The organism is Paraburkholderia sp. IW21 (assembly GCF_041321145.1).
In the GTDB taxonomy this organism is placed as follows: Bacteria; Pseudomonadota; Gammaproteobacteria; order Burkholderiales; family Burkholderiaceae; genus Paraburkholderia.
Window position 1 is genome coordinate 513,358 of the sequence record NZ_JBGGWA010000005.1, and the last position, 12,243, is coordinate 525,600.

The following is a 12,243-nucleotide window of genomic DNA, read 5'->3' on the forward strand; positions in this document are numbered from 1 at the left end:
GCTCGTCAGGGCATTGGCTTTTGGCCACTAATGCGGCAGTTGCGCGCTGACCGTGACGGACACCTTCAGCTGTTCCTCCCGCCCGCCGATACGCCTGCCGCGCACCGGTGCGGCGGCTTCGTAATCGCGCGCCACGGCGAGCCGGCAGTAAATTTCGCTGGCAAACGCGGCGTGCGTCACGTCGATGGAAATCCAGCCCTTGCCGTCGAGCCACACGTCGACCCACGCGTGGCTCGCGCCGTGCTCCACATCGCCGGGTTCGATGTAGCCGCTCACGTAGCGCGCCGGAATACCGCGCGCGCGACAACAGGCCAGCATCAGATGCGCATGGTCCTGGCACACCCCGTTGCCGAACGCGAGCGCCTCGGCTGCCGTGCTGGTGACCTCCGTAACGCCCGGGTTGTACCGCACGCGTTGCACGATCTGCTCGGACAGTTCGATCAGATTCGCCGACGTCGCAAGCGTCGGCACCGATCCGGCCAGCTCGCGGATCGCCGCATCGGCTTCGGTGAGGCGCGTGGCGCAGGTGAAATGCTCGAGCGGAATCGGGCCGGCGGCGTCGGGCAACTGGCCGTCGACCAGCGGGATCGTGTCCACTTCGCCCGCTACATGCAGACGAATCTCGCTATGCGGCTTGTTGATGACGAGCGTGTGCAGCACGTTGCCATAGGCGTCGAAGGTGGCGTCGAGCTTGCCGGGCGCGTCGATGCCCCAGCGCCGCACCACCTGCGAGCTGCCGCTTGCCGGCGTCAGACGCAGTTGCTGGATCGAATAATGGACCGTCGCTTCGTAGCGATAGGACGTGTCGTGGCGGATCGTCAGGTACATAAAAAAGCTCCGTCAGGCGACTGGCAACATCAGATAGGTACGCGCAATCAGATTGCCGAGCTCGAACACGCGAGCGAGGAACTGGGTCAGATAGGCGTGCAGGCCGGCTTCGAAAATCTGCCGGATGTCGGAGTACACGAGCTCGGCGCGCAATTTGCCGGCAAACCGCTCGCACTGGTTCGAGCCTGACGTGCGGAGCATCGCCAGATTCACGCAAACGCCTTCAAGCGACGCCAGCAACGAACGCGGCATCTGCTGGTTCAGGATCATCAGTTCGACCACCCGCGCCGGCGTGACGACATCGCGATACACCTTGCGATAAATCTCCAGCGCCGACACCGAACTGAGAATCGACGTCCAGTAGTAGAAGTCTTCGAGCTGGCGTGCGGCGTCGCGTGAATTCGGCTCAACGTCGGCAAAGCGCACGTCGAGAATCCGCGCGGTGTTGTCGGCGCGTTCGAGGAAGGTGCCGAGCTGCGTGAAGAAGAACGCGTCGTCCTGCAGCGCGGTGCCGATCGTCACGCCGCGCGAGAGGTGCGAGCGGAACTTCACCCACTCGAACAGCGACCCCGGATTGCTCGCGGCCTGGCCGGACAGAATACGCTCGTTGAATTCGAGCCAGGTGTCATTGATGGTTTCCCACCATTCGGTCGTCAACGTGCCGCGCACGGCGCGGGCGTTTTCACGCGCGGCCTGCAAACACGAATGAATACTCGACGGATTGGTCGCATCGGCCACCATGAAATCGAGCACATGTTCGCGGGTCGGTTCGTCGTAGCGCTGCGCGAATGCGGTTTCGAGTTCGGAGATGCGCAGCACCGAGCGTTGCGCGCGCGCCTCCTGTTCGGGCGTCTGCGGCAATAGCAGCGCCTTCAGGTTGATGTCGAGCATGCGGGCGGTGTTCTCCGCGCGCTCCATGTAGCGGGCCATCCAGAAGAGGTGATCGGCGGTGCGGCTTAGCATGACGGCGTTCCGTATCTGATGACGCGAGGCCTTCGCAAAAGTAAAAGGCTCGCGCCGGTTGTCCGTGTGCGCCGGCGGCGCAGGTGCTGCTCGCCGGCTGGTTGCGGTGCGGACGCGGTGGCGTGCGTTGCTGCCTGCGCAACCGCATTGGCAGGCGCGTCAGTCGACCATCCAGGTATCTTTGGTGCCGCCGCCCTGCGACGAATTGACGACCAGCGAGCCTTCCTGCAACGCGACGCGCGTCAGGCCGCCCGCGCACATCGTCACGCTCTTGCCGGACAGCACGAACGGCCGCAAGTCGATATGGCGCGGCGCGATGCCCGCCTCCACAAACGTCGGACACGCGGAAAGCGCCAGGGTTGGCTGCGCGATATAACCCGCGGGCCGCGCAATCAGCCGCTCGCGGAACGATTCGATTTCGGCTTTCGTCGACGCCGGTCCCACCAGCATCCCGTAGCCGCCCGCCCCGTGCACTTCCTTGACGACTAGTTCCGACAGGTGCGCAAGCGTGTACGCCAGATCGTCGGGTTTGCGGCACTGGAAAGTGGGCACGTTGTTGAGGATTGGCTTCTCACCGAGATAAAACCCGATCATTTCCGGCACGTACGGATAGATCGATTTGTCGTCGGCGATGCCGGTGCCCATGGCGTTCGCGAGCGCCACACGCCCGGCACGATACGCGGTCAACAGACCCGGCACGCCCAGCGCCGAATCGTTACGGAATGCGAGTGGATCGAGGAAATCGTCGTCGACGCGGCGATAGATCACGTCGACGCGCTTCGGCCCCTGCGTGGTGCGCATGAACACGTAGTTGTCGTCGACGAACAGATCCTTGCCTTCCACCAGTTCCACGCCCATCTGCTGCGCGAGGAAGGTGTGTTCGAAATACGCCGAGTTGTACATGCCCGGCGTCAGCACCACCACGACCGGATCGTCGACGCCTTCGGGCGCGACCGAGCGCAGCGTGTCGAGCAGCAGATCGGGATAATGCGCGACCGGCGCAATGCGATTCTGCACGAACAGTTCGGGGAAAAGCCGCATCATCATCTTGCGGTTTTCGAGCATATAGGACACGCCCGACGGCACCCGCAGGTTGTCTTCGAGCACGTAGAACTCGCCCTCGTCGCCCGCGCGCACCACGTCGATGCCGGCAATGTGCGCGTAAACACCGAGCGGTACGTTCACGCCCTGCATTTCCGGCCGGTACTGCGCGTTCGTATAGACCTGCTCGGCCGGAACGATACCGGCGCGCACGATATTGCGGTCGTGATAAACATCGTGGATGAACAGATTGAGCGCCCGCACGCGCTGGCGCAAACCGGCTTCCAAAGTCTGCCATTCGCTGCGCGGAATGATGCGCGGAATCAGGTCGAAGGGGATCAGCCGCTCGGTGCCCGATAAATCGCCGTTCACCGCGAAGGTGATGCCGACCCGGCGAAACAGCAGGTCTGCTTCCGCACGCTTGCGCGCGATCGCCTCGTTGCCCTGCTTTACCAGCCACCGTTCGAAACGCGCGTAGTGTGGCCGCACGGCATCGTCATGATGACGCATCTCGTCATAGCATCGCATATCACGCCCCGCTCTTGTTGTCGGATAGAAGGCGAATGCGCTGCGCATTCGGTGTTCGACAACCATTCAAGCAAGCGCTATGCCATTGAGCTTTTCGCGTGCGCACAACAGATATGCACGAGAAGAGCGCATCCCGACCGGCATGGCCTCGCTGCCATCGTACTGCGGCGGCCCATCATGCGCTAGTACGGTGCAGGCGTGGCACCGTAGCGTGCCGAGGTGGCGATTCCACGGAATCCGCGCCCGACTCGCACCGAGCCGCGCGAGGCTCGCAAACCGCGGCGAACGCGCATAAAGAACGTGCATAAAAAATCCCCGTGGATTCGCACCCACGGGGATTCAGACAACGTGCACCGCTTATCGGCTCAAGCGAGAGCCACAGTTAACAACCGCGGCCACGCATGAACGCGATCAGCCTGCTGCTGCGTCTTTCAGCTTCTTCAGCGGACGTGCCTTGATGCGCACGCTAGCCGGCTTGGCCGGGAACCAACGCTCTTCGCCCGAGAACGGGTCTTTGCCGAAGCGCTTCTTCTTCGCCGGCACAGCTTGCACGACGATCTTCAGAAGACCCGACAGCGTGAATTCGCCAGCGCCCTTCTTGTGCACGGCGCCGAGGATCGTGTCTTCGAGCGCGGCCAGCACGGCCTTGGCGGCCTTCGGTTCAACAGCAGCGCGTTCAGCAACGTGTGCAGCCAGCGAGGCCTTCGTGAAGGTGTCCTTGATCGGCGACGGTGCGCTGGAAGCCTTCACGGCGACCTTCTTAGCTGCGACGGCTTTCTTCGCAGGAACTTTCTTTGCAGCAACCTTCTTGGTCGGTACCGGGGCAGCAGCCTTCTTGGCCACCTTTTTTGCGGAAGTCGGCATGTTTCTCCTACCTGTAGTGGTCAGTGAATTGCGCGAAGCGCACACGGTATGTGCACGCTTCACCGCCGGATTCTACAAGCGCTAATACGATTTGCGCGACTCTTTTGTGTATAACAGCGAAGGTTTGTTGCGCGGCGCAGACTGCGCAACACATTTTGATGCTTGTTTTAGCGGGTAAACGTGTGTCGGCGTGTTTGGCCGAGGTCTTCAACACGAACACGTAACGCGCGTTACAAGTCGTTTCGATGCATGAATAGAGGCACTTTCGGCGCCGCGCGACGCCCGGCAGGTTGAATTGCGAGGCGCCCATGTGACATCGCCACGATGATCCGGGCGCGCTTCGGATCTTTAACGAGCAAGGCGCGGCAGTATGCCGGCGAGCTTCGTGAGCGCCGCGTCGATATGTTCGACCGCGATGCTGCCGTAGCCGAAGATCAAGCCGGGCTGCGGCTTTGCGCGCCGATGAAACGGCGCGAGTCCGTACAAACCGATCGACGCTTCGCGCGCAGCGCTCACAAGCGCCGCCTCGGTCAATGGCGCTTTTAGCCGCGCTGCCATATGGATACCGGCGGTCGGCACGATCGGCTCGAACCACGGCGCGAGGCCGCCGTGCAGATGGTCCAGCAGCATCGCGCGGCGCGCCGCATAGGTCTTGTGCATGCGCCGAAGATGCTTGGCGAAGTCGCCGTTGAGCATGAAGGTCGCGAGCGCGGTTTGCGTGAGCGTGCAGCCATGCCAGTCGGCAATCTGCCGGGCCTTGAAGAGCGGACCATAGAGGGAAGCCGGGGGCACCACGTAACCCACCCGTAGCTCCGGAAAAATCGTTTTCGAGAATGTGCCCACATAAGCGACGAGACCGGCGCGGTCGAGACTTTTCAGCGGCTCCATCGGCCGGCCTTCGAAGCGGTACTCGCAGTCGTAATCGTCCTCGATGATCACGGCGCCGCGTTTCTGCGCCCATTCGAGCAACTCGACGCGGCGCTCCAGACTCATCGGCATGCCGAGCGGGAATTGATGCGAGGGCGTCACGTAGACGAGCCGCGCCTTGTCCGGGAGCTTGCTCACCACCAGGCCTTCCTTGTCCACCGGCACCGGCACCACGCGTGCGCCCGTGGCCGTGAAGCAGGCATGGGCCGGCGGATAGCCGGGATCTTCGAGCGCTGCGATCTCACCGGGCCGCAACGTGATGCGCGCCATCAGATCGAGCGCGTGCTGCGCACCTTGCGTGACGATCACGTCTTCCCAGTTGCTCGCGACCGCCCGGTTGAACGCCAGGTAGCGCGAAATCGCGAGGCGCAATTCCTGTTCGCCGGCCGCGTCGCGATAGGTGCCTGGGCTCCGGGCCTGCGCTCGTAACGCGTGGTTCACGCAGCGGCGCCAGACGTCGAAGGGAAACAGCGATTTGTCGGTCGCGCCGCCGATGAAATCGTGCGGCGTGGCTACCGTGCGGCGCGGCATCGGCAACCTCTCGGGCATCTGCTCCCATAGTGGCTGGGCGCGCGCAGCGGTTTTCGGTTTGGCCTGCGCCCGCTCGCGCGCCGATTCGGCGGCCAGCGCATGCGGCGAACGCTCCACCGGCAGACGCTCCAAACCCTCGGCGACGAACGTGCCCGAACCGGCGCGCGCGCTCAGATAGCCTTCGGAGAGTAGCCGCTCGAATGCGTCGAGCGTGGTTTTGCGCGAAACACTGAGTTGCGTGGCGAGATCGCGCGTGGACGGCAAGCGCGTGCCGCCGGCGAGGCGCCCTTCGAGTATGCCGGCGCGCAATTGCCGGTAGATCTGTCCGGACAGATCGTGACGCCCTTCGACCGCGATATGGATCTCCATCCGAGTGGCTACCTTAAATATCCGAGAAATGGTTATTTCGAAAGACCAATGCCGACCGTAAGCTTACCTCTGTCGCCGCCATCGGAGCGGGAGACTCTCGATAAGGAACCACGCATGCAATCACGTCTCGACTTCTACAAGGCCAGCCCGAGCGGCACCCGCGCCATGCTCGCGCTCGAAGAAACCATCGGTAAAAGCAGCATCGACAAGCCGCTCGCGGAACTGGTGCGGATCCGCGCGTCGCAGCTGAACGGCTGCGCGTTCTGCCTCGATATGCATGTGACGGACGCGCTTAAGCACGGGGAAACCGCGCGGCGTCTGGCGACGTTGGCGGCATGGCGCGAGGCGCCGTTCTTCACCGGGCGCGAGCGGGCTGCGCTCGAATGGACCGAAGCGGTCACGCTGGTCGCGCAAACGCACGTGCCGGACGAAGTGTGGGAGGCGGTGAAGCCGCATTTCACCGAGCAGGAGATCAGCGATCTGACGTTGCTGATCATTGCGATCAACGGCTGGAACCGGATTGCGGTTTCGTTCCGGAAAATGCCGGAGTAAATGCGGGTGGACAAGCGGCGCATCCGCGCCGCTTCCGAAGCTACCGCAGATTAGTCTGCCGCCACGCCGCTCAGCGCAGCGGTTTGCCGCGCGTTCTCACGCGCTTCGTCGCTACAACGCTGATGTTCGCGCGAGAGCTTGCGCATCAGCGGCAACAGCAGCACGGCGACCAGCGCGCCCACTGCCGCGAGCCATCCCAGGCCTGTGAACAGCTTGGTATACAGAGGCAACGATTCGAGCGGGTCCAAATCGCCCGCCGGCATTTGCGCGAAGTTCGCGACCACGCTGCCCAGATACTGCGACACGCCGGTTGCCACGAAATAAGCGCCCATCATGAAGCCGCTCATACGCGCCGGCACATAGCGCGCGATCATCGCGAGACCCAGCCCGCTCACCAGCAACTCGCCGAGCGAATACAGGCCGTAACCACCGACCATGAACCACGATGACACGCGCCCATTCACCGCGTAGTTACCGCTCCACGCATACACGAAAAAGCCGGCGGCCACCACCGCGAAGCCGAACGCGTACTTCACGGCCACCGACACGTCTTTCCCGCTCTTCGCGAGCTTCGTGTAGAGCAGCGCGAGCAGCGGGCTCATCACCATGATCCAGATGGGATTGAGCGCCTGGAACTGCGCGGCGCTCCATGTGAACAGCGTCTCGCCGAACAGCGTGAAGCGCGGATCGACATTGCGCAGCGCGAACAAGGTAAGCGACGTCGACATCTGCACGTAGAACACGAAGAACAGGATCACCTGCGCCGTCAGAATCAGCGCGGCAAACAAGCCCGAACGCTCCGAGCGCTCGCACTTCACGAGCATGTAGCCGAAGATCGCCAGAATCGCAACGCCGGCCGTGTACACGCAGGCCACTGCGATCGCCTTGTGCTGCAGCACGAACATCGTCGCCGTGCCGAGCACGATGCCGCCCAGGGCCACCGCGCCGACGCGTTTCCAGCGGATCGGTTCGGCGTCCGGCGCGGAGCCGATATGCGCGAGCGTGCGGAACATGATGAAATAGTTCAGCAACGACAGCAGCATCCCCGCGCAGCAGACCGCGAACGCCGTGTGCCAGCCCCAATGATCCTTGATCCACGGCGTCGCGAGCATCGACACTGTCGAGCCGATGTTGACCGCCATGTAGTAGATCGTGAACGCGCTGTCGATGCGCGCGTCGTCGCCTTCGTAGATGCGGCGCACGAGGTTCGCGGCGTTCGCCTTGAAGAGCCCGTTGCCCACCACGATCACGCCGAGCGACGCGTACATGTAGCTCAATTGCTCGTTGGGCAGCGCCAGCATGAAATAACCGGCCGCCAGCACGACGGCGCCGAAGATCATGGTGCGGCGAGCGCCGAGAATCTTGTCGCCGATCCAGCCGCCGATCGACGGCGCCGCGTACACGAGCGCCGTAAATGCGCCCCACGTGAGGGTGGCGTGGCTGTCGGTGAAGCTCAGCTTGTCGATCATGAACAGGACCAGCAGCGCGGCCATCCCGTAGTAACCAAAGCGCTCCCACATCTCGATCAGAAACACCGTCGAAAACGAACGGGTCTGCGAAACGCGCGTGCTGGGGAAATTGGATGAATTCATCTTGCACCTCGTGTTCGTGCGGTTGCGGCGGCGCGCGGGCCTGGCATTATGCGTCTCGCGCTTTGGTTTTGCAGTCGCACTGCGGCTAAAAAACGCATCCTTACTGTCACTCTTCAACTCTCCTGATTCGTTTTGCATAAAGACGGACGCCGTTGTGTCTACCGTCGTCTTTACCCATACCCGCGTGCCGTTGCCTGAATTGAACCGGGCAAATCGGCTGGGGCCGGTTTTACTTCTGGCAACATAGCGCGTTGTCTCAAATATGCGGTCCCTTGCAAGACCGGGCGCTCAATGGCCCGCATCCCGGCCTGGACCGCTATCAAACCATATTTACTTATATCAAACAAATTTTGACGGGCTCATTTCCTCCTGCTATGGTCACGACAATTCAACAGAACAATCCGTCACTCGAACTCGGCAGCAAGATCCGCGCGCTGCGGCAACGGCTCAAGCGAACGCTGGATGACACGGCAACGGCGGCGGGTATCTCCAAGCCGTTTTTGTCGCAAATCGAGCGCGGCCTCGCGTCACCGTCCATCACTTCACTGGCCGGGATTGCCAATGCGCTCGGGGTGACGGTGCAGTATTTCGTCGACACACCAAGCGAAGAACGCTCGATGTGCCGCGGCGATCAGTTGAAGTTTTTCGGTTTTGCGGACTCGGCCAATCTGTTTGCCCGGTTGACCAATCTGACGGGCGGCCGTCAGCTGGAGGCGATCCTCGTCAGGATGCCGCCCGGGCAGAAGCGCTCCGAAGTCACCACGCATGCCGGTGAAGAGTTTATGTACGTGATCGAGGGCGAAGTGTCATTGACGCTGGAGGGCAAGTCGTTCGTGTTGCGGGCGGGAGACAGCGCGCATTACGAATCGACCGTGCCACATAGCTGGGTGAACACCGCGCGCATTGAAACGGTGGTTGTCTGGGTGGGAACACCGAGACTGTTTTAAAGAGCAGGCCTCTTTTCCGGTTGATCCGGCTAGGGATTGTCTGCGTTACGCAATATAAGGAATCCTACGTGCCGGACAAGCAACAAGGGCCGCCCTGGCCCGAACAGCGCGGATAACCGGGCGCCCTTGCGCCAGCGCGTTCTTCTCTCGACCTTTCCTGCGATTTCAACCGAAGAAACCCGTTTGTCTACGCGACGGCGCTGGCCGCGCTCGTGCCAGCGGCCTGTCATCAGCATGACGAACGATAAGCGTGAACTGGCTAACCGCCAGCCAAGGACTCACCCCAATAAACAGAGACGTTCTACATGAAGCATAGCCAAACAAAAAACCGGTCGAAGAAGACCCGTGCAACCACCTTCTTTTACTGCGCCTTCACCCTTCCCGCGCTGACCTTGGGCGCGAGTGCCTATGCCGATGACCTCGTGCCGGAACCTCCGTCCGATACGGCGAAAACTCAAACACTCGCGCAAACGTTGCCGTCTCCCATGCAACCGTCGCAAGCTTCGAAAGCGAACGCCGCCGGCAAGCGCAGGGCAGACCAGGGTGGTTCGGTGCGCAACGATCAACCCGACACCACCAATGCCGTCGTCAATGCGGAAGCCAACCAGATAGTCACGCCGCCCGCGCCCCCGTCGAGCCAGGCCGCGAGCAAAGGCTTCATCGCCGATAGCCATCTGAACCTGCAATTGCGCAACTACGCCGACTATTTCCAGGCGCCCACCGCGATCTACCGGCACGCGTGGGTTCAAGGCGTGCAAGCCAACTATGAATCCGGCTTCACGCAAGGGCCGGTGGGTTTCGGCGTCGATGCGTCGCTGTTCGGCGCGCTCAAGCTCGACGGCGGCAACGGCGCGAGCAACATGGTGCACGTAGGCAAAGACGGCGGCGGCTCGCAACAGCTGGCGTGGGCCTACCCTGGTATGTACGACATCAAGGGGCGCATTTCGGAAACGGTCGTGAAGTACGGTTTGCAGATCGTCACCAACCCGTTCCTCGAACCGCATGACAACCGTGCGCTGCCGCCGACCTTCCTCGGCGTCTCCATGGTCAGCAACGATCCGGTCCACACGACGCTCGAGGGCGGCAGCTTCACCAAAGTCGACGCGCGCGGCCACACGAACCTGAGCAATCTGACCACCTCCTACGGCGGCACGCGCATCGACCGGCTGACCTACGTGGGCGGCACGTGGCACTATGCCAAAAACGGCGAGATGGCGCTGTATGCCAACCAGGCCGATGACGTCTGGCGTCAATACTACGGTTCGGTCGCACAGTCGTTCGGCGATCCGACCACGATCAAGTGGAGCGGCCTCGCGAACATCTATGCGACGCACGATACCGGCGCGTCACGCCAGGGGCATATCAACAGCAACGCGTACAGCGTGTCCGTCTCCGCGCAACATGGCCCGCATGCGCTGCTGCTCGGCTACCAGCAGGTGCTCGGCGACCAGTTTTTCGATTACGTCAACGAGACCAACGGCATCTACCTGACCAACTCGATGGACGTCGACTACAATGCGCCGCATGAGCAGTCGCTGCAATTGCGTTATACGTTCGATGGTAAATATGCAGGTGTGCCTGGGCTCAAGGCCATGTTCTGGGGCCAGTATGGCTGGGGGGCGGACGCCTCGGCGGGTGCGGCGGACAATGCGTCGGCGTCGGCGCCGCTGCACAACCTGTACTGGAAGAACGGCGAACCGGTGCACGGCCACCATCACGAGTTCGGCTTCATTCCGAGCTATACGCTGCAAAGCGGCCGCTTCAAGGATACGAAAATCACGTTCATCGCGATGTGGCACAACGGCTCGTACTACTACTCCGACGGCAACAATATGGAGTACAGGCTGGTGGTGAATGTGCCGGTGAAGGTGTTCTAGGCTGCGCGGGTTCTCGCTGGGTTGACAATCGAAAGGCATCACGTTGCTCACCGCAACGTGGCGCCTTTTTTCAATCCCGCTTATCCCGCGATCCGCTCGGTCGTCATCGCGCGCGACAAGCCGTGCATCGGCCGGCGCAACGCGACATCGAACGGATTCGTTTGCGGACCGATCGCCTCGGCCTGACGCCGTAGCAATTCGACCACCATCGGCAAGCGGTCGTCGCCGAGACGCGCCGCCAGGGTGCCGACGCTCAACGCCGCCACCGCCACGCCGGCGCGGTCCAGAATCGGCACCGCCACGCCCGCCATGCCGTCGAGCACGCCGCTATTGCGCCCCGCGTACCCGAGTTGACGCACGCGTTCGATCTCGGTGCGCAAATACACTTCGTCCAGCACGCCATAGCCGCGAATGCGCGGCACGTTGAAGCGAATAATCTCCTCACGCTCTGCTTCCGGCAGGAACGCGAGAATCGCGAGACTCCCCTGCCCGACACCCAGCGCTACGCGCCCGCCGATATCGCCGGTGAACGAGCGAATGGGAAACGGCCCTTCGCAGATGTCGAGACACACCGCGTCGAAACTACTTTTGACCAGCAGGAAAATCGTATCGCCGAGACTCGCGCACAGCCGTAGCAAGGCGGGGCGGCACAGCGTGCGCATGCCGCTCGGATTGCCGGCCTGCGCGGCGAGCGCGAAGAAATCGACACTCAGCCGATAGAGCTTGGAGCTTTCGTCCTGTTCGACGATGCCCTCCGCGATCAGCGCATGCAGGATGCGGTGCACAGTGCCTTGCGTGAGACCCACCGCTTTCGCGAGGCGAGTAACGCGGCCGCCGTCGGGTTGTGCTTCGGACAACGCGCGAATCACAGCGAAAGCGCGCTCCAGCATCCCGGGACCGGGCACGCTATCCGTTTCGGCCCGTGCGGCATCGACACCTCGTTTGGCGGCAGCATTCATCTCCAACGCTCCAAATTATTTCATTGACCGGAACACTATAGAGGGTTTTATCCCTGAATGGAATATTCCGCTCCCGCCCTCCCTTTCCGCGCTTACCTCTGATTCATAGGGATTTTCCGGACAACGCACAGCGGAACAGTCGAACCCCGTTTTATCAAAAACATTCCATTTAATGGAATTTTTTTAAATCTTATACCGGCAAACGGAATTTGAAATTGACGCAACGTAATTTGGCTAGATAGAGTCGGCTCCATCAAGGCAGTAA

At 62.0% G+C, this 12,243-nt stretch carries 10 protein-coding genes; 3 read left to right on the top strand and 7 right to left on the bottom strand.

Translation table 11 applies throughout. The features are described from left to right. Positions 1 to 27: 27 nt before the first annotated feature. The 5 genes from ACAX43_RS15565 to ACAX43_RS15585 form a co-directional block, all read right to left on the bottom strand. Positions 28 to 828 (bottom strand): transglutaminase domain-containing protein, encoded by an 801-nt coding sequence (locus ACAX43_RS15565; protein ID WP_370709284.1) that lies wholly within the window; start codon positions 826 to 828, stop codon positions 28 to 30. Between the two features lie 12 nt (positions 829 to 840). After that, the gene (locus tag ACAX43_RS15570; RefSeq protein WP_370709285.1) at positions 841 to 1,791 is read right to left on the bottom strand and encodes an alpha-E domain-containing protein; all 951 of its coding nucleotides are present in this window, start codon (positions 1,789 to 1,791) and stop codon (positions 841 to 843) included. A gap of 159 nt (positions 1,792 to 1,950) precedes the next feature. Next, the gene (locus ACAX43_RS15575) at positions 1,951 to 3,360 is read right to left on the bottom strand and encodes a circularly permuted type 2 ATP-grasp protein (RefSeq protein WP_370709286.1); all 1,410 of its coding nucleotides are present in this window, start codon (positions 3,358 to 3,360) and stop codon (positions 1,951 to 1,953) included. Between the two features lie 411 nt (positions 3,361 to 3,771). Further along, positions 3,772 to 4,224 carry an HU family DNA-binding protein gene (locus tag ACAX43_RS15580; protein WP_028198339.1) on the bottom strand — a complete coding sequence of 151 codons (453 nt, stop codon included), beginning with the start codon at positions 4,222 to 4,224 and terminating at the stop codon, positions 3,772 to 3,774. Positions 4,225 to 4,572: 348 nt separating this feature from the next. Continuing rightward, positions 4,573 to 6,051, bottom strand: coding sequence for a PLP-dependent aminotransferase family protein (locus ACAX43_RS15585; RefSeq protein ID WP_370709287.1), 1,479 nt, complete (start codon positions 6,049 to 6,051; stop codon positions 4,573 to 4,575). 114 nt (positions 6,052 to 6,165) lie between these two features. Here ACAX43_RS15585 and ACAX43_RS15590 point away from each other — a divergent pair, with 114 nt between their 5' ends. Continuing rightward, positions 6,166 to 6,603, top strand: coding sequence for a carboxymuconolactone decarboxylase family protein (locus ACAX43_RS15590; protein ID WP_370709288.1), 438 nt, complete (start codon positions 6,166 to 6,168; stop codon positions 6,601 to 6,603). Between the two features lie 50 nt (positions 6,604 to 6,653). Here the strand turns inward: ACAX43_RS15590 and ACAX43_RS15595 are convergent, their stop codons facing one another. Continuing rightward, positions 6,654 to 8,195 (bottom strand): peptide MFS transporter, encoded by a 1,542-nt coding sequence (locus ACAX43_RS15595; protein ID WP_370709289.1) that lies wholly within the window; start codon positions 8,193 to 8,195, stop codon positions 6,654 to 6,656. Between the two features lie 374 nt (positions 8,196 to 8,569). Between ACAX43_RS15595 and ACAX43_RS15600 the strand changes: the two genes are divergently transcribed. Both ACAX43_RS15600 and ACAX43_RS15605 read left to right on the top strand, forming a co-directional pair. Then, complete coding sequence (locus ACAX43_RS15600; protein WP_370709343.1) at positions 8,570 to 9,142, top strand: cupin domain-containing protein; 573 nt, start codon at positions 8,570 to 8,572, stop codon at positions 9,140 to 9,142. Between the two features lie 305 nt (positions 9,143 to 9,447). Next, a complete protein-coding gene (locus ACAX43_RS15605) occupies positions 9,448 to 11,019 on the top strand; it encodes an OprD family outer membrane porin (RefSeq protein ID WP_370709290.1) in 1,572 nt (523 codons plus the stop codon). An 80-nt stretch (positions 11,020 to 11,099) separates the two neighbouring features. Here the strand turns inward: ACAX43_RS15605 and ACAX43_RS15610 are convergent, their stop codons facing one another. Beyond that, positions 11,100 to 11,978: an IclR family transcriptional regulator gene (locus ACAX43_RS15610; RefSeq protein WP_370709291.1), complete on the bottom strand. Its 879-nt coding sequence runs from the start codon at positions 11,976 to 11,978 to the stop codon at positions 11,100 to 11,102. Positions 11,979 to 12,243: the final 265 nt, after the last annotated feature.

Excerpts from the sequence above, each read along its gene's own strand:
- ACAX43_RS15565 (WP_370709284.1), bottom strand. The coding sequence starts at position 828 with ATGTACCTGACGATCCGCCACGACACGTCCTATCGCTACGAAGCGACG.
- ACAX43_RS15570 (WP_370709285.1), bottom strand. The coding sequence starts at position 1,791 with ATGCTAAGCCGCACCGCCGATCACCTCTTCTGGATGGCCCGCTACATG.
- ACAX43_RS15575 (WP_370709286.1), bottom strand. The coding sequence starts at position 3,360 with ATGCGATGCTATGACGAGATGCGTCATCATGACGATGCCGTGCGGCCA.
- ACAX43_RS15580 (WP_028198339.1), bottom strand. The coding sequence starts at position 4,224 with ATGCCGACTTCCGCAAAAAAGGTGGCCAAGAAGGCTGCTGCCCCGGTA.
- ACAX43_RS15585 (WP_370709287.1), bottom strand. The coding sequence starts at position 6,051 with ATGGAGATCCATATCGCGGTCGAAGGGCGTCACGATCTGTCCGGACAG.
- ACAX43_RS15590 (WP_370709288.1), top strand. The coding sequence starts at position 6,166 with ATGCAATCACGTCTCGACTTCTACAAGGCCAGCCCGAGCGGCACCCGC.
- ACAX43_RS15595 (WP_370709289.1), bottom strand. The coding sequence starts at position 8,195 with ATGAATTCATCCAATTTCCCCAGCACGCGCGTTTCGCAGACCCGTTCG.
- ACAX43_RS15600 (WP_370709343.1), top strand. The coding sequence starts at position 8,570 with ATGGTCACGACAATTCAACAGAACAATCCGTCACTCGAACTCGGCAGC.
- ACAX43_RS15605 (WP_370709290.1), top strand. The coding sequence starts at position 9,448 with ATGAAGCATAGCCAAACAAAAAACCGGTCGAAGAAGACCCGTGCAACC.
- ACAX43_RS15610 (WP_370709291.1), bottom strand. The coding sequence starts at position 11,978 with ATGAATGCTGCCGCCAAACGAGGTGTCGATGCCGCACGGGCCGAAACG.